Origin of the sequence: Methanosarcina horonobensis HB-1 = JCM 15518 (assembly GCF_000970285.1) — an archaeon.
Taxonomy (GTDB): domain Archaea; phylum Halobacteriota; class Methanosarcinia; order Methanosarcinales; family Methanosarcinaceae; genus Methanosarcina; species Methanosarcina horonobensis.
Window position 1 is genome coordinate 3,137,720 of record NZ_CP009516.1, and the last position, 16,485, is coordinate 3,154,204.

Below are 16,485 nucleotides of genomic sequence, written 5' to 3' on the forward strand. Positions count from 1 at the left end.
AGAAAGTATCTGATTTACAGCCTTTTCAGCTGCTGACTGTATACGCGCCCAATCCTCTGTATCGTGTCTGCTTCTTCGGGATCTTTATCATCCCGGATGCGGATGAAACGGGGAAAACGCAGGGAAAAACCCGAGTCGTAGTTGGGACTTTTCTGGATTTCTTCAAAAGCGATTTCAAGAACAACTTTTGGCCTTATGGCAAATACTCCTCCGGCTTCTCCGCCTTCCATTAACCCTGAGAGTATTTCTGTAAGTTCCTTAAGCTGTTCATCAGTAAGCCCTGTGCCGACCTTACCTACCTGCAGGAAGCGAGAAGTCTCAGGGTCATAGCAGGCAACAGTATAAGAACCTATAAGGTTTGCCCTGCGCCCGAATCCCCATTCGGCCCCTACAATTACAAGGTCAAGGGTATCCATAAGGGGTTTTTTCTTGAGCCAATTTTTGCCTCGCTTGCCAGGAGAATAAACGGAAGTCGGGTTTTTGACCATAACTCCTTCGTGTCCTGCCTTTAATGCTTCCCTGTAGATCTTTTCCACAAGCTCAAGATCTCCGGTTATCACCTGCTTATCCACGCAAATTGACTTTGAATCCTCAACAGAGCTCTCCACACACGACTCAAGTGCCTTTCTTCGTTCAAGAAGGGGGAGATCTATCAGTGTTTTACCGTTGAGATACATTATGTCAAAAAGGTTGAGCTGGATGGGAATTCCGAGTACTTTTTCCTTGACATCGTACTTGCGCCTGAAACGCTTAAGAATTTCCTGAAATGCCCTCGGCTTTCCATCTTCGTCTACAGCCACAGCTTCTCCATCAAGAATTGCAGATTCAGCCTTTATATGCTTACGGACTATTTCAACGATGTCAGGAAGGGAATTAGTAACGTTTTCGAGCTTTCGTGAAAAAAGAGAAACCGAATCTCCGTTCTTGTGGATCTGGACTCTTGCCCCATCGAATTTCCACTCAATTGCAGCCTCCTTCATGTCCCTGATATCAGCATCTATATCAGGGCTGATCTGCGAAAGCATCATCTTGATCGGGCGGTTAATTTCGATTCCGAGACTCTCGAGAGCTTCTATCCCGCCTTTTTTAGCAGCCGCAGCTACTATCCCAAGATCATTTGTAACCATGAAGGAATGTTCCACAATCTCTGCAGGGACTAAAAAGGCCTTTGCAATAGCGTCCCTGACAACTCCTTCCCCTACACCAATTCGGAGTTCTTCGAGTGCAAGCCTGGAAATATATTTGGCTTCCCTCGGGGTTGATGAAGTAAACAGAAACTGGAGGTTTTTGACCTTGACATCCTGCGAACCTTTTCCCGAAGCCTCGGATGCTGTCTTGAAACGCCTGTAAACCTCTGTTATTGAGAGCTCGGACTGTTCCTCAAGAAAAGAAGAAAATGTCACCTGATTCTTCCTTTTCTCTTTCAGAATAAGGAGCGCCGTATCCCCGATGTCTCCGGTGGTTCGAATGAGGGACTCTATACTATGTATAGACATGCCTGAAGCTTTTGAAAGAGAAACATAAAGCAGGCTTGTGCCAATCCCAAGTTGCTGTCCACTCCAGGCAGGAAAAACCTCACTCATAATAAAATGAGTGGCAAGAGGCAGCTCTTCAACGTCAACCTTTTTGAGAAGGTCAGCAACCTTATTTGTGGTTTCTATAGTGCTCGATGTTTTTTCAATTGCCTGGCATGTTTCCGCAAATTCCCTGAAACTTGTCATGGTCCACACAGCCTTTTTTATTTTTGTTTTTCTTATTTGGATTAGTTAAGGCCAATATTTCCAGCAATCCAATGTTTCCAGCAGTTACTGACTTCCGTAAACTGCAATCAGGTCGCTGAGAATTGCACTTGCTGTTTCTATCGGGCCTGCACCCTTTCCCGTGACTGTAATTTCTCCCGCAAGCTCGGTATCTATAGAAGCCACATTAAGAGTGCCTCTTACGTCAAGGGGATGATTGATAGGCACAAGCCTTGGTGCAACATGGATCCTTTCCCTGCTGACCTCTCCTATGAGCTTGATCACATGCCCTCTTTCATAAGCCATTTCCAGGGCTTCAGGCGTAATTTTCGTAATTCCTGTGACTTCAACATCCCTGTATGTAACATCAAGTCCGAAGATCGCATTGGCAAGAATTACCAGCTTGCAGGCAGTATCAATTCCGTCCACATCATAAGTAGGATCGGTTTCTGCGATTCCAAGTTCCATGGATTCGGCGAGAATATCTTTATAACTTGCCCTTTCTTCAAGCATCCTGGTAAGAATATAGTTACATGTCCCATTTAGAATTCCTTTGATGCTTTTAAGCCTGTTTCCTGCAAGAACTTCATTTGCCAGATTAATAACGGGCATGGAGCCGCCTACCGTAGCTTCGAATCTGAAACTCGATCCGGCAGCTTTTGCAGCTTCCATCAGTTCTCTATACTTAAGGGTCAGTGGGCCTTTATTGGAGGTAATGACATCTTTACCTGTCTCGAAGGCTGCAAGCATATTCTGAAGTCCTGCTCCTCCGGTAACAATATTTGTAGGAGTGGTTTCTATTACAAGTTCGTGGTCTACTGACTTTATAACTTCGACACCTGTAAATTTTTCTATTGCAACCGTACCCTTCATTCTTTTGCGGGCAAGACAGTCGGCAAGATCCACACCTTCTGGATTGACAGTAGCACCTCTGGAGTCCACAATAGCGACCACCAGGATTTCCAGCCCGATACTTTCCAGATACTCTTTTTTCATAAGGAGTACTTCAGCTACACCCTGTCCGATTGCACCAAATCCTAAAATAGAACAGCGCACTGTTTTCATGTTTTCAAATCTCCTTGTTTTTCAGGCCTGGATGTCTATTGGAAGCACCATCAGCAAATCTTTCTTTGCCGAGACTTTTTTCAAAATATCAAGTGCCTTTTGCAAATCTTCTTTACCTACAGCGTCGATCCTGATCAAGGCCGAAGAAAGCAAATTAATGCCCGGCATGGATAGCGAGAGATCCATAACTTCTGCAAACCCGGTCTTGTCAATCTCATCAATCGTATCCTGGATCCCTGTATGGACCACATGCCCTATAAGAACCACATTTATGCTTTCTCTGAAACGATGTTCTCCAACCCTTACAACTCTTATCCCATTTTCCTCAAGCTTTGCTTTTATTGCACCTATGCTCTCAGGTTTTGTCTCAAGTACAAGCTGTACAGGTACCGTTTTTCTGGGGGTTCTTTTCTGGTGGTGGTGTAAAACCGTTATCAGGTTAGCTTTGAATTCCGAAAGAGGCTGGAGGGCTAAAAGCATCTGCCCGGGCACGTCTTTTAATTCAATGTCCATGGAAACTCGCATAGTGTCCCTCATGCAATTTATAATAATCCAAGTTTATAATCCAAGTACGTCAAACAATGGATATCGATTTTAATGAATTTGTAATATTTTATATTCAGTAACTTAATCCGGTCAATTGCGTAAAGGTAGTTCTGGTATAACTAAATTAAATGACATTGGGAATATCATGTGCCAGATCTTTTAAATTTTTGTTAACCTTTCCTGCTGTTTAGTAGATGAGTTCAGTTATATAGTTTGTCATTTACGGTTTTTCAAAAGAGGTTAAAGTATTCTTTCTTCAAAATTATATTTTCTTCTAAAAACTACTTTCTCTTCTAATAGACTTTCTCCTTACCCATTCCTCTCATTAAATCCTGTCTGTTTGAGGACCTCTTCATCGGGAATTCGGATAATATTTCCTCTGCCCCTTTTGAACTTTTCAACCAATCCACGTTCTTCGAGATCCGAAAGCATAAGACTTACTTTAGACTCTGAATAAGGAGACTTCTTTCGGAGTTCTCTCTGGGTAATTCGATTTCCATTAGCTCGGATCAGATTCATTATCTCTTTCAGATCGTCAGGTAGACTTGCTTCCGGACTTTCTGGACCTTCGAGGCTCAATGAATCAGGTATCTCTTCAGACAGGGAATTAACGAACATTTTTGAGTCTTCTGGCAACTTCACTTCTTGTTGCACAGCTGTTTCTGTCTCAGAGGTATCTCCTCCTACAATATGAGATGCATGAGGCTCATAGTTTGTCTTGTGAACTTCCTCAATTGAACCGGCTTCACCGAGCTCTGCATATCCCGATATTTTTGCTCCTGCGGTGAAATTTTCAGGTTTTGATGTATCTGGCTCTGATGTGTTTGATTTTGATGAATTAAGACTTTGAGCTTCTCTCGGAGAACCTGATACCTTTTCAGGAGGGTTTCTTTTTTCCTTTTTTACCAGATAACCAGCAAGAAGCAGGATACAAACTGCAAGTAAAGCAAAAGTTAAGACCGTATTTTGTGAACTTACTTGAGATTGAGTTTCCGTTTCCTCAAAATCCAGATCGACATTTTCGAAATCTTCCTGATAAAGAAGATCTTCCTGATAAGTAGGGAAAAGGAGAAGATCACGGACATATTCCCCTTCATCGGCGGAAACTATAACTTCTTCTTCAGTTGTATAAACTATAGTATTCTCTTCAAAATAATTGGCAGTTATCAGATAAGTTCCCGGAGTAAGATTAAAAGAATATTCGGCATCCGTTGCAACATAAGACTGCTCCGGAGTAGAGTTAATCTCAACTATTGAGTTTTTGAGAGGTTCAAAACTATACCACTCATATACGGTCCCGTGAATCGTCGCCGCAAGTGCATTTCCCTGAACACAAATCAGGAAAATGAATACACAGGCGATCTTGCAGAGCTTTCTAAAATTCACAAAGCTTTAAATGGGTTTTTAGCATAAATCCTTTACTTTTCCTCAGCAGAAGTTCAAAATCACTGAAGGCAAATTAAAGTTTTATCAAGAAAATAAAGACCCAATCAAGTTTGGAAGTACGTATATTGTTACTAATTAGTTTTATTCCGAAAAGTATACTTATATCCCCCTATTCCTTTATGACAGTATTATAGCTTGCCAAAGGAGGCAGTCAGATGAAAAAATTAGGAGCTGTTCAATATCTGGCTTACGTCACATTTATATTAATTATATTCAGTATACTGTCTGGAGAAGCATTTGCTACTAGCTCTTTATCGAAGAATGAAAATGGAAATCAGTATGCAGATGAAAGCATTGTTGATACCGAAAATTATGAGAAAGACAGTTCAGAAGATACTAATAATGTTACTGAGAATTATAGTTATAAAAACTTACAGGGAGAAGACAGAACAAGAATACAGGATAAGGATAAGTTTTCTGCATATAAATCAGAAAAAAAGCAGATACAGGAAGCTCTCCAGTTACAGAAGAGTAAGTATAGGGAAATAAAAGAGGATTTTCTTAAAATAAGGAATCAAATTCAGGCAGGAAAGCTTAATCCCAACTCCGAAAAAGCTGTAGATGCCACAAGAACCTACCTTAATTCCAGTATCAGTTATATGATAGCTCATCTGAAAAACGTAAAAGCCAATATGCAGTACTCAAACGGCAATGGAACAGAAGAAAGAATTGTTGCCATGGACGAAAATATTAAACTGCTTGAAGCTGAGCAGGCAGCAATTGCAAATGCTTCCAGCCAGCAAGAACTTATAACTGCGATCAGGTCAGTGCGTGAAGTATGGACTAATGCGCAGAAAACCAGCCTGACAGGTGCAGGACAAATTGTCAGCCAGAAAATAGGAGAATTCCTTGACAAGTCCGAAAATCTCTCAGGAAAACTCGATACTGAAATTCAGAGCCTTAACATGACGGGTGTTGATACATCTGACCTTCAGACAAGGCTTGCCAGTTACAATTTATATATAAAAGCTGCGCAGGAGAAAAAAGCAGCTGCAGACTCTATTTATGAAGATGAAAATGCTACCAGGGAAGATCTGGAAGTCGCAAACAATTATTTGCGCGAGTCCCTCAATAATGTCAACAAAGCAAACAAGATACTTAAAGTAATTTTCGGTGACCTGAAGGAGTATAACCTCGAAGAAGTTAACAAAATTGGAGTCGAAAATAGCACCGAAACCGAGCTTAATAATATCACAAGCAACAATACTAACAATAATTTATCTGTATAAACGGCATTCCTGTAAACGAGACAAAAAAGGAGTAACAAATAGTATAGCTCAAGAGAATTGAAAATTTCTTTGAGGATTTATTGGGAACTAAGGAGGCAGAAAATGGTCAAATTTGCTCACCTGCTTATGCTGTCATTTTTAATTGTCTGGACTGCAGGATCCGGCTGTCTCGGAAACGATTCCTCTGATATGGAAGATGGAGGAATTACGGAAAACGTTGCCGAGGCAGGGAATGCAGATGATTTAAATATGGAACTCCTTACTTTGGCTGAGATTCAGGAACTTGATGCTGATATGGCCGAACTCGAGATCCTGCTTGATGACGCAAGCCCTGAGGAAGAAATAGAAATCGAAGAACTGTGAGCCAAAAGTAAACACTGAAAACACGGAAGATCTATGAACTCATTACTTTTGCTTCGTGTTTTCCGTGACCCAACTTAAAGTTTAAGATTGATGGAGAATTCTGGTTCCTGCCAATATCTTTTCTTCAGTAGTGAAGTTTTGATCTTGTAATTTTTGATTTTGCGAATTGTTAACTTTACGTTGATTTTTAATGTAGAGATTACTTCATTTGCGATCTTCGTCTAAATTTTCTTTGTATTTTGTATAAACTTATCGGGTTACTTGCTAATTTATATGCTTGAGATATAAAGGAACTCATTCAACACTAATTTAAGATTCGCGATCATCTGAGGGAGATTAATTTCTGAAGAAACAAAATAATGATGAAAAAATAATCAATCTCACTTAATTTGTTTATTTTAATTTGACATGGAGTTTAGGTTTTAGTATAAAAATTTTTCTTCAAATATTAAAAATTAACAGAGCACAAAGGGTTTTAAAGCCTTATGTAGAGAATAAAACATATATCAAGCTTTAAATTTCATATTTATCTCATAATTTTCTCTTTTAAGAAAAGTATACTTATATATTCTTCCATCTTAATAAAGTAACAATTGAATAATTTAAACGGAGACTTTCATATGGGAAAATGGGGAAAAGTAATATTCTATGGATCATACATAACTATAATACTTATTATATTAAGTATTCTATCACCGGCAGCTTTTGCCAAGAGTGATACTGCGGCAGGTAAAGGTGCTGACATGCAATCACTTGAAACTGTTCAGGCTAGGGTTAAGGAAAAAGTCCAGGAAAGGAATCAGACCGTGAATGGAACTCTGGAACGAGAGCAGCTGCGTGAAGAAACTAAGGAAAAAATACAATTAAAAGAGCAACTCAAGATCCAGAAAAGCAGTTACCAAACCTCAAAGCAAAATTTCCTCCAGATAAGATCCAGACTGAGGTCTGGAAATTACAGTGAAGAAGATCTTAACACTACAAGGAAATATCTCAATTCAAGCATTGACTATATGATAGCCAATCTTGAAAAAGTTAAGCATAACCTTGAGCAGTCAAACGGTAATGGTACTGAAGCCAGAATTTCTGCCATCGATGAAAGGATAAGCCAGCTTGAGGAAGAAAAAGAAGCTATCGGAAACGCAACAGAGCCTGAAGAGCTCGCAACTGCGGCAAACTCAATACGCGGAACCTGGAATAATGCAAAACATAGCGTAGTTGCCGAAACAGGAAAAACTGTCAGCGAGAAGATAGAAAAATTCCTTAACAAATCCGAAGATATTGCCGGAAGGCTTGAAAGTGAAATAAATGAAGTGAATGAGACTGGCACTGAGACCGCAGAACTAGAGGCAAAACTAGCTGATTACAATGAACTTATGGACTCAGTGAGAGAAAAGAAGGAAGTCGCCGAAGAGATCTTCGAGAAAGAGGATGCTACTCAGGAAGAACTCAAAGAAGCAAATGAATACCTTCAAAATGCTCTTGAAGATATACGTGATGCAAACGAGATATTGAGAGAAATCTTCAGTGAACTGGAACACTACAGAGAACAGTTCAGGCTTGAAGAAGAAAACCAGAAAACTGCTCAAACCAACGACGAAGATGCAGATGATAGCGCAGATGATAAAGAAGATGAAGATAAGGAAGATGAAGATGAGAAAGGCACACAAGAGGCTGTGATTACGAATTCCTCTACGAAAGAAACTAACAGTTAAGGAAGGGTAAAAAATGGTAGAGTTCAGATATCTATTTGTCCTGTCAATTTTGTTTTTCTGGCTTGCAGGATCCGGTTGCGTCGGAAATGATGCCTCGGATATGGAAGAAGGTATAACTACAGATATTCCCGGAACAGAAGAAAATACCTCCGCGAAACAGAGCCTTACTGAAGCAGAAATTCAGGAGTTTGAAGGAAATATCTTAGAACTTGAGGATCTGCTCTCGAATTCAAGCCTTGATGAAGAAATAGTAATTGAAGAGCTTTAAGAACAGAAAAAAATGCCTTAAAAAAGATGCTCTCATTTGAAGAACATCTTTTCTTTATTTTTCATTTTCTGGACTTCGCCCTCCAGAGTCTCTAATCTTGATTCCAGTTCATGCATATCTTTTCTGGTAAAGACGTCTGCCTTTGAAATGGTATCCTGAATCTTGTCGGAGATTTTCTTTTCGAGGTCAACCCTCTGTTTCTTGCTCTCTTCGACAAGGTCCTGAACAACTTTTTTACCTTCTTCTTTGCTGATATCCCCTTTGTCAACCAGGTCTTTTACAAGTTCATTTACTCTTTCTTCGGTCATTGCCCACAGTCCAGCCCCTATGAGCCCGAGTTTTCGAACAGGTTCTTTCATATATAAACACGCATCCTGGATTATTAATCTGAAAATAGTTAATTTGAAGTAATGAGTTTGAAGTGGTGTATAATGAATTAAAAACTGATAATATATTAAAGGTGATGATACATTAAAAATACATTGCTAAAAAAGTATCTTTATATCAAAATTCTCTTTTTGATCTTCTTTTAATATTCATTAGATGTTCTTTTTATGTTTTTTCAATATTTCGAGTAAATGTTTCAGATAATATCTCGGGTTTATTCAGCGTGATATTAATTGTCCACGTCTGCAATGTATGTAGCTTAATGCCAAAATGCGAACAACAGTGAAACCGAAGAGGTAACTTTTATTCTTTCAACATCGGAAATTGCCCCATGGATACACTATTATGGGCTGAGTGAGATGCAAGATGGCTCTTACTTCGAATATGCGTTTCACGTTCATGTTCATTATTTATCCCTTAATTCGTCGGAATTAAGGAATTAATGCAAAAATGTTAAATTCATTAGGAACGTTTCAAAGTAAGGATGTATCCTGCTGGCCCTTCCCTTCTGGAATTCATACTGGATAATTTCAACACTGAAAATCTGCCCGGAAAAATAAGAAATTTACTCTACTTTACGATTGGTGTGTTTGCTTCTGCAATTTTCTTTTTTTGCATTTTCCGTCTGCTTAAAACAGCTTTTTTATAAATATCAGTAACTGTTGTCTTGAAAGGAATGGATCACAACTTTTTTATGGATTTCCTTGATTCTCCCAACCTGCCCGTCCGTTAATTGAACTTTTATCCCATGTGGGTAAGTTGAAGAGTTGTTAATATTCTCTTTACAGGCGTATCTTGTCGTTCTTGTCCCGTTCGCGAAGCTTCTGGACTACTGTTTTGAGAACAGGAAGATCTTCTTTTACGGTATCCCATACAGCATTAGTATCAACACCAAATAATCATGGATTAGTTTATCTCTCATGCCTGCTATTCCTCTCAAGTGGACCTTGAGGATATTTTTCTCTCAGAACCTGCGATAGGTTTTTGGTAGCTTCGCCAATTATCTGGATTTGCCTGTTTGCCTGATAGTTCCGTCCTGAACAAGGCTATTTGACAAGAATTCTTCTTCGCTAAGGTCTCCTGTATATTTTTCAATAGAGGAGATGGACTGAAGGATGTGGCTGAGATAAACCATGTCATCTTTTTTCATTCGGAGATCACTCTGGCTTCTTTTTTAATTCCCTCTATCAAGTACGGACTTATTGACTTTTCAGTTAGAAGATCAACTTTTATTCCCAGGTAATCCGACAGTTCCAGTTCTATATTCACGAGAGTTAGCAGGCTTTTTCGCTCGGCAAACTCAACCAGAACATCAATATCAATTTCGGGTTTCTCTTCGCCTCTAACATAAGACCCAAAAACAGATACTTTAACTGCTCCGTATTTTTTCAGAAAAGAAGAGATTTTGCGGAAGAGCTCTTCCCGTTCTTTCACAGTTTGCATGCTGGTATATCTTGTTTTTTTAATTTAAACCTTCCCGATTTGCGTTTCGACATCAGATTTGTGTTTCGGGAGCCTGCGGTCTTTTTCTCTCACTGCGCTCGCTCAAGAGGACATTAACCGGTTGTTCTATAATTTTATTTACAGTTGTGGATAAACGGCTCAGCCATTCTCCTCAAGCAGCCAGTACCACAGAGGCACATACCTGATCTTCTTTCCATCAACAACCTCCTCGTCAAAAACATCCGATGTGATGATAGTCCCTTCTTTCATTTTGAAGTTCTTCATTCCGGCAAGCAGGCCGTTTACTTCGCGTTCTTTTGTTATCGAGTCTGACAAATCCGAACAGACCTGTATCAAACGGGTGGGTTCAAGTCCTTCTTTTGTTATGAAATCGACCTCAAAGCCCTTCTGGTCCTGCCAGTAGTAGATTTCGTTTCCGGAGTGTAAGAGCCGGATGAAGACGAGATTCTCATATAATCTTCCGGTATCGGAGGAGAGTTTGAAAGAAACGGCGTTGATCATACCTGTGTCGATACAATATAATTTCCTGGGTTTGTTCATCTGTTGCTTTAGCGATTCATTGTAGTGGTTGACGCTAAAGAGCAGGAATGCGTCCTCAAGGTATGCAATATAATTGATTATAGCATCTGTACTGAGGGAGGAATAATTGGCAAACAGTCTTCTGAGAGAGTTGTAGGTATGAGGTTTTGCAATATTCGATATGCAGAATAGCGCCAGGTCTTTGAATATCAGGGGATTGCGTACTCCATGCCTTGAAATAATATCCCGGTAGATAATGTCGTCAAAATATGACTGCAATGTTTCCCGATGTTGAACCGACGGATAGACTATGGTCTCGGGGAATCCTCCTTTTTCCAGGTATTCGTTGAATCTGCGTTTGACAACTGGCCTGTCTTCCGAATAAGGGAGTGTTTTCATATCAAAGGTTATTGAATGATAATCCAGGAATTCTGCAAAACTGAAAGGGAACATTCTGGTGCTCAGATGCCTGCCTGTTAATAAGGTGGATATCTCCTGTGAAAGCAAGGATGCATTCGAGCCGCTAATTACTAACTTTACATTCTGTTTTCTATCGTAAATGCCTTTAACCCATCGTTCCCATGAAGGGAAGTTCTGGATTTCATCAAGGAAAAGATACAAACGGTCTCCTTCGGATATCTCCTGAATTTCCCTGAAAGTTTCTACCAACAGCTGCAACTCGTCCCCATTTAGCGGCTGCAAACGATCATCATTAAGATTCAGGTACAATATATTGCTCTTTGGTACGCCACGTTCAAGCAGTTCCAATATCAGTTGATACATATAGTATGTTTTGCCGCATCTCCTCACACCAACTATGTCATTTACATGCGGAGCATCAATGTTCACATTATACCTGCGCTCCTGCAGTGGTGGTAATACTCTTCCCTCCCACTCGATAATGGCACTTTTCAGTTTCTCTCTTGTATCCACAAAGAATAGTCAGGAATCTCTTATTTATATACTTGTCCATTATAGTCGATGAAATGTGCTAATTTTATCGTGTATAAACGATAAATTTATGAGATTGTGTTTACATGTTTTGGAGCTTTTGCGTGCACTACTTTATTACCATTGCAAGGAAATAGAAACACGCAGGATTTTCCAAAATGTGCCTTTGATCTTGCATTCTTCCGTTTGTCCTCTGCATTATCCGAATATACAAATTATGAGGATGAGTAAAAAAGGAATTACTATTTCTTCAATAAGTCTGCACAGATGGTAATAGACGAGATTCGTAAATTATTAGAGGAAACACTATTATGTTAAAAACAAGATTGATAGGCCTGTTTCGCTTATTCCGTTCTGAACTGCCATTTGCTGCGGGAGTGTGCGTGATATTGGGGGAATTACTAGCATTGGGTGGAATTCCCGCCCCAGCAGAAATTTTACTGGGATTTCTGAGCTTTTTTTTCATTTCGGCTGCAGCTCTGATCCTGAATGACTATTTTGATATCGAAAGTGACAAAATAAACGCACCGGAAAGGCCGCTCCCGGCAGGTCTTGTTACTGAGCGAGATGTTGTGTTACTCTCCATTGCAGTGACAATGCTTGGATTTATCACAGGCTACCTGATTAGCATGGAGGCTTTGTTAGTAGTTATTTTAGTCTGGACAGTGGGTTTTCTTTACAATTGGAGGTTCAAAAAGGCTGGTTTCATTGGAAATCTGATGGTTAGTTTTTCGGTTGGTATGACTTTTGTTTTTGGCGGCATAGTAGCAGGTAAACCATTTGAAACTATAGTCTGGTTTTTCGCGATCATAGTAATGCTAGTAGACCTGGGGGAAGAAATTGCTGCAGATGCTATGGATATTGAAGGGGACCGGAAGGCAGGGTCCCGTTCCTTGGCCCTGATACTTGGACGTGAAAACGCACTGAAAATCAGCGCAGTGATTTTCTCACTGGTAGTTTTTGCAAGTATCTTGCCGTTTCTCCTGGGCTGGTTAGAGTGGATTTATCTTTTTCCCATTTTACTGATGGATGTGATTATTCTGTACTCAACCAGTAAATTGTTAGACTCGAGAATAGTAAATCGGCGAATTTATATTCGCTGGATATACTTGAGTGGATTGGTGGCATTCTTAATTATCATAATTATTCGAATGGTTATGTGAAAATCTGATGGCAATTCGATTCTAAGCCTCCCAATACTGCGTGCAGCGGACAGGTGCGGGAATTCGCCCACCCTTTTCGGGATTCTACCCAAAGGTGGATTCGAAGTCTGGTGATTTTTCTTATCAGATCCGCCCTTGCAGGCAACGCCAGCAGTTGGACGGCAGCTCCGCCTGCCCAGCCGATTTGCGAGCAAAATCCACTAAAATAAGGATTGGAACCGTTTATCAAAATACTTAACACTATAGATGTATCTTTTCTAATTGATTATTCTGAGAATGAACCTCTTTAATAACTGCTCTTCTTCCCAACATCCCCCTCAAGCAGCCAGTACCACAAAGGCACATACCTGATCTTCTTCCCATCAATAACCTCCTCATCAAAGACATCCGATATGAGGATAGTTCCCTTTTTCATTTTGGGGTTTCTTGCCAGATTTTCCTGATAGATGCTATTTTTATGGTACAAAATCATTAAAAATCATAATGCCAAAAGAGGATTTCAGCAATTCAAATATTCAAAAATTTCAGAAAAAACCTGTAAGAAGATTAAAAAGTGGGATACGACGAGAGTAAATTTGAGAATTTCGGAGAAACTCTCTGATTAAGAAGATTATTTCGTTCTATTGTTCAATTACCTGCTCTGAGATAGAAACTTTTCCCAAAAACCGTTTTTATACTGATTTATTTATATTTTTTAGCTGCGTTTGTATTATTAACGAAATCAAGACAAGAAAATAACTGCTTCTGATCAGGGATACATTATAGCATTTGTTGATTTTAAGCTAGCATTTGTTGATTTTAAGCAGTTTCATTAGTATAATGAAAGTGGGGGTTCGATATATGACCCGTTGCTTGCAACGGGCAGCTATAAGTTTAGCTTGGGGGGAACAAATGAGAGGTAAATTCTTTTTTATAGCCTTAGTTTTTCAGTTTTTAATTATGATTTCTATAGTTGCATCGACCTGACAGGAAACCTGGTTTAGGAAAGGATATGAGCCTGACATTTATGGTGACAAAGTAGTGTGGTCAAATGGCAGTATTCATCTTTACGAAATAACCAGTGGAACTGACACTGAGCTCAACTCCTCTTCAGCACGACACCCAGCCTCTATAAGAACAAATAGTGTGGCTTGATAACAGCAGTGGAAGCTCCTGTCTTTATGTTTATGGCATATCAACTGGTGAAAAGTTTCAGATTAACAAAAAAGTAGGCAGTGGTAGGACCTGCGAGGTCAATGGTAAGACTTATGTGGCTGTGGAAGTGACCCAGCTATTTGCGGTAACATAACAGTATGGCAGGATTATATCTACAGTGAAAATTACTGACTTTGAGACCTGATTTCCTGAAATTTTAGATTCATTTAGAATTCAAAGCCCTGTTTCACTTTGATGTCATCGGTACTACCCGCCTATATTTTATTTTTTATGGAATCCCATGGTATTTATACGGATTTTTGCTTCTATTCAAATCTGAACATTAGATACACGACCTGAAATTAAAATATATTTTATAAATATTAAGTCTAAAAGAAAAAATTTAAAAATTATGGACAAAATTTACTATTAATGGTTTTCAAATGAAATAAAAGGTAACGATTTCAAATGGAACAAAGGAAAGAGAATGAAAATAAGAGAAAGTCATACTCGGTATCCTTAGTTTCAACAGTTTTGATTTTGTTTTTAATGCTCTTTTTAATTCTAACTTTACCTATGGCATCGGCAGCTAATGAAGAAAAGGTTCCATTCAAAATCAATGAAACCCAGATTACAACCAGCGGATCAGCAGAAAGACCTGTCATCTACAAGGACATGATAGTATGGCAGGATTATCGCTATGGAAACTATGGTGATGGAACGTTTGATGGAACGTACGATGTATATGTGTATAATCTTTCAACGTCCAGAGAGATTCAGATTACTACACCCGGATCTGCAGCAACGAATCCGGATATCTATGGCGACAGGATAGTATGGAGTGATGATCGAAACGGAAACTTTAGACTTGAAAAATCCGATATCTACATGTGCAGTCTTTCCACTTCCACGGAAACTCGGATTACCGCCAATGAATCTTACTCTGTCTCTCCTGCTATCTACGAAGACAGAATAGTATGGACCGAATACAACAATGTTCATATGTACAATCTTTCCACCCAAGAAGGCAGTCAGATAGTTACCAGCGAATCAATGATATTTAGTCCTGCAATCTATGGCAACAATATAGTGTGGGAAGAATTACTTGTTTCAACTGACAACGGGGTTTCTCGTGACATCTACTTTTATGGTTTCGATACTCATAAGAAAACTCAGATAACTACCGGTGGGTCAGCAGGCAGTCCTGAGATCTACGGGGACAGGATAGTATATGAGGACTGGCGTGATGGACATTCAAATATCTATATGTATAACACATCCACTTCCAGCGAAACTCAAATAACTACCAGTGGATCAGCAAGCAGCCCTGATATCTATGATAACAGAATAGTGTGGCTTGATGGGCGTAATGGAGACACTGATGTTTACATGTACAATCTTTCCACTCACAGGGAAATTCGGGTTACCAGCAGCGAATCAAGTAAGGAATACCCTGCGATCTACGGGGACAGGATAGTGTGGGAAGATACCTTTAATGGAACCTCCAATATCTATATGAGTACTTTCTCAGGGGACGAGTCAGAACTCAAAACACCTGTAGTGAATTTTACCAGCAATATTACAGAGGGTTATGCTCCCCTTACGGTAAAGTTTACAGACCTATCAGAAAATGCAACTGAATGGAATTGGAACTTTGGAGATGGAACCAACTCGACCCGTAAGAATCTGGAGCACACTTTTTCTGCAGCAGGATATTACAGAGTAACGCTTAATGTGAGCAATGCGTATGGGACGGATACGAAGAAAATAGATATAAATGTGAGAAATAATTCCCAAAAAATCCCCTGCAGATTCAATTTTTTGATTTTTGAGATGCTGGTACTGTATCTCTTTAAGAGGTCAGCCTGAAACTGCTACAGGAGAATTACTTGAAAAGAATTAAGTTCATGTCTGGCATTTTTTTCTTTTTATGGAGAGTGGTAGAGAAAACTGTAACTTATTTTGACTCACCTTTTTTAACTCATCTAAAATATCCAGACGCTTCGGGGGAAGTTACAAAAAATATGGGATCACCGGTACATCTTTTGCCATTCTTCCTTTTTCAAGCTCTATTTTCAGTTATTATTGGTTTCTTAATTATATTTCTTTAGTTATTATATGTCAGAAATAATAATCTCTTTATGAGACTCGAGGACTATTTACTGGTTTCCGGGTTTCGATTAGTGATAGCTGACGTCAGTAGAATTAATTCTAAAGAAAAGGGGGTAATTAAGCATGGGCGAAGAAATGGCAGGAAAAGCTCAAATGCATCACGGCTCAATGTCCGAGATATGGGAGCTTCTGACCGAAGAGCAGAAAAGAGAAGTTGCGTTAATGAAAATGGAAATGAAAATACAATGGATGGAAATGAAAATAAATAAAATGGAAAAAAAGATCGAGCTAAAGAAAAAATCCATAGACAACATTAAAAAGGTCCAGGGAATGATAAAAAAATAAGAAGCAAGGGGCCGAGAGCTTTATATCCTGAAAAATACGGAT

Annotated in this window: 17 protein-coding genes; 7 read left to right on the plus strand and 10 right to left on the minus strand. The window is 39.4% G+C overall.

The genetic code is table 11. The features are described from left to right. Positions 1–14 precede the first annotated feature (14 nt). From MSHOH_RS13750 to MSHOH_RS13765, 4 genes are all read right to left on the minus strand, one after another. Positions 15–1,721 carry an ATP-dependent DNA ligase gene (locus MSHOH_RS13750; RefSeq protein ID WP_048140426.1) on the minus strand — a complete coding sequence of 569 codons (1,707 nt, stop codon included), beginning with the start codon at positions 1,719–1,721 and terminating at the stop codon, positions 15–17. An 84-nt stretch (positions 1,722–1,805) separates the two neighbouring features. After that, a complete protein-coding gene (locus MSHOH_RS13755; RefSeq protein WP_048140428.1) occupies positions 1,806–2,804 on the minus strand; it encodes a homoserine dehydrogenase in 999 nt (332 codons plus the stop codon). Positions 2,805–2,825: 21 nt separating this feature from the next. Next, on the minus strand, positions 2,826–3,329 hold the full coding sequence (locus MSHOH_RS13760) for an amino acid-binding protein (protein WP_048140430.1): 504 nt from the start codon (positions 3,327–3,329) through the stop codon (positions 2,826–2,828). Positions 3,330–3,659: 330 nt separating this feature from the next. After that, complete coding sequence (locus MSHOH_RS13765; protein WP_048140432.1) at positions 3,660–4,736, minus strand: helix-turn-helix transcriptional regulator; 1,077 nt, start codon at positions 4,734–4,736, stop codon at positions 3,660–3,662. 215 nt (positions 4,737–4,951) lie between these two features. Here MSHOH_RS13765 and MSHOH_RS13770 point away from each other — a divergent pair, with 215 nt between their 5' ends. The 4 genes from MSHOH_RS13770 to MSHOH_RS13785 all read left to right on the plus strand — a co-directional run bounded on the left by MSHOH_RS13770 (position 4,952) and on the right by MSHOH_RS13785 (position 8,368). Then, entirely contained in the window at positions 4,952–6,025 is a 1,074-nt protein-coding gene (locus MSHOH_RS13770; protein WP_052730872.1) for a hypothetical protein, read from the plus strand. Positions 6,026–6,127: 102 nt separating this feature from the next. Further along, a complete protein-coding gene (locus MSHOH_RS13775) occupies positions 6,128–6,388 on the plus strand; it encodes a hypothetical protein (protein ID WP_048140434.1) in 261 nt (86 codons plus the stop codon). A 620-nt stretch (positions 6,389–7,008) separates the two neighbouring features. After that, positions 7,009–8,100 (plus strand): coiled-coil domain-containing protein, encoded by a 1,092-nt coding sequence (locus MSHOH_RS13780; RefSeq protein ID WP_158024164.1) that lies wholly within the window; start codon positions 7,009–7,011, stop codon positions 8,098–8,100. A 13-nt stretch (positions 8,101–8,113) separates the two neighbouring features. Next, positions 8,114–8,368, plus strand: a complete 255-nt coding sequence (locus MSHOH_RS13785) for a hypothetical protein (RefSeq protein WP_048140435.1) — start codon at positions 8,114–8,116, stop codon at positions 8,366–8,368. A 32-nt stretch (positions 8,369–8,400) separates the two neighbouring features. Here MSHOH_RS13785 and MSHOH_RS13790 read toward each other — a convergent pair whose 3' ends face one another. From MSHOH_RS13790 to MSHOH_RS13805, 5 genes are all read right to left on the minus strand, one after another. Further along, entirely contained in the window at positions 8,401–8,727 is a 327-nt protein-coding gene (locus tag MSHOH_RS13790) for a phasin family protein (RefSeq protein ID WP_048140437.1), read from the minus strand. A gap of 680 nt (positions 8,728–9,407) precedes the next feature. Further along, positions 9,408–9,530: a DUF2196 domain-containing protein gene (locus tag MSHOH_RS22905; RefSeq protein ID WP_082089497.1), complete on the minus strand. Its 123-nt coding sequence runs from the start codon at positions 9,528–9,530 to the stop codon at positions 9,408–9,410. A gap of 225 nt (positions 9,531–9,755) precedes the next feature. After that, the gene (locus tag MSHOH_RS25285) at positions 9,756–9,905 is read right to left on the minus strand and encodes a HepT-like ribonuclease domain-containing protein (protein ID WP_239450979.1); all 150 of its coding nucleotides are present in this window, start codon (positions 9,903–9,905) and stop codon (positions 9,756–9,758) included. After that, positions 9,902–10,198 carry a nucleotidyltransferase family protein gene (locus MSHOH_RS13800; RefSeq protein WP_048140440.1) on the minus strand — a complete coding sequence of 99 codons (297 nt, stop codon included), beginning with the start codon at positions 10,196–10,198 and terminating at the stop codon, positions 9,902–9,904. Before MSHOH_RS13800 ends, MSHOH_RS25285 begins: the two co-directional genes overlap by 4 nt. A gap of 159 nt (positions 10,199–10,357) precedes the next feature. Continuing rightward, complete coding sequence (locus tag MSHOH_RS13805; protein WP_048140442.1) at positions 10,358–11,671, minus strand: ATP-binding protein; 1,314 nt, start codon at positions 11,669–11,671, stop codon at positions 10,358–10,360. 329 nt (positions 11,672–12,000) lie between these two features. Here MSHOH_RS13805 and MSHOH_RS13810 point away from each other — a divergent pair, with 329 nt between their 5' ends. Beyond that, positions 12,001–12,852 carry a UbiA family prenyltransferase gene (locus MSHOH_RS13810; protein WP_048140444.1) on the plus strand — a complete coding sequence of 284 codons (852 nt, stop codon included), beginning with the start codon at positions 12,001–12,003 and terminating at the stop codon, positions 12,850–12,852. Positions 12,853–13,138: 286 nt separating this feature from the next. On the opposite strand, the gene MSHOH_RS24375 is transcribed toward MSHOH_RS13810, so the two are convergent. Beyond that, a complete protein-coding gene (locus MSHOH_RS24375) occupies positions 13,139–13,324 on the minus strand; it encodes a hypothetical protein (RefSeq protein WP_048140446.1) in 186 nt (61 codons plus the stop codon). Positions 13,325–14,535: 1,211 nt separating this feature from the next. Here MSHOH_RS24375 and MSHOH_RS13820 point away from each other — a divergent pair. Together MSHOH_RS13820 and MSHOH_RS13830 are read left to right on the plus strand one after the other, a co-directional pair. Further along, positions 14,536–15,855, plus strand: coding sequence for a PKD domain-containing protein (locus MSHOH_RS13820; RefSeq protein WP_162197639.1), 1,320 nt, complete (start codon positions 14,536–14,538; stop codon positions 15,853–15,855). 366 nt (positions 15,856–16,221) lie between these two features. Next, on the plus strand, positions 16,222–16,443 hold the full coding sequence (locus MSHOH_RS13830) for a hypothetical protein (protein WP_048140448.1): 222 nt from the start codon (positions 16,222–16,224) through the stop codon (positions 16,441–16,443). Positions 16,444–16,485 lie beyond the last annotated feature (42 nt).

Coding starts and splice junctions, on each gene's coding strand:
- MSHOH_RS13750 (WP_048140426.1), bottom strand. CDS start 1,721: ATGACAAGTTTCAGGGAATTTGCGGAAACATGCCAGGCAATTGAAAAA.
- MSHOH_RS13755 (WP_048140428.1), bottom strand. CDS start 2,804: ATGAAAACAGTGCGCTGTTCTATTTTAGGATTTGGTGCAATCGGACAG.
- MSHOH_RS13760 (WP_048140430.1), bottom strand. CDS start 3,329: ATGCGAGTTTCCATGGACATTGAATTAAAAGACGTGCCCGGGCAGATG.
- MSHOH_RS13770 (WP_052730872.1), top strand. CDS start 4,952: ATGAAAAAATTAGGAGCTGTTCAATATCTGGCTTACGTCACATTTATA.
- MSHOH_RS13775 (WP_048140434.1), top strand. CDS start 6,128: ATGGTCAAATTTGCTCACCTGCTTATGCTGTCATTTTTAATTGTCTGG.
- MSHOH_RS13780 (WP_158024164.1), top strand. CDS start 7,009: ATGGGAAAATGGGGAAAAGTAATATTCTATGGATCATACATAACTATA.
- MSHOH_RS13785 (WP_048140435.1), top strand. CDS start 8,114: ATGGTAGAGTTCAGATATCTATTTGTCCTGTCAATTTTGTTTTTCTGG.
- MSHOH_RS13790 (WP_048140437.1), bottom strand. CDS start 8,727: ATGAAAGAACCTGTTCGAAAACTCGGGCTCATAGGGGCTGGACTGTGG.
- MSHOH_RS25285 (WP_239450979.1), bottom strand. CDS start 9,905: ATGAAAAAAGATGACATGGTTTATCTCAGCCACATCCTTCAGTCCATC.
- MSHOH_RS13800 (WP_048140440.1), bottom strand. CDS start 10,198: ATGCAAACTGTGAAAGAACGGGAAGAGCTCTTCCGCAAAATCTCTTCT.
- MSHOH_RS13810 (WP_048140444.1), top strand. CDS start 12,001: ATGTTAAAAACAAGATTGATAGGCCTGTTTCGCTTATTCCGTTCTGAA.
- MSHOH_RS24375 (WP_048140446.1), bottom strand. CDS start 13,324: ATGATTTTGTACCATAAAAATAGCATCTATCAGGAAAATCTGGCAAGA.
- MSHOH_RS13820 (WP_162197639.1), top strand. CDS start 14,536: ATGCTCTTTTTAATTCTAACTTTACCTATGGCATCGGCAGCTAATGAA.
- MSHOH_RS13830 (WP_048140448.1), top strand. CDS start 16,222: ATGGGCGAAGAAATGGCAGGAAAAGCTCAAATGCATCACGGCTCAATG.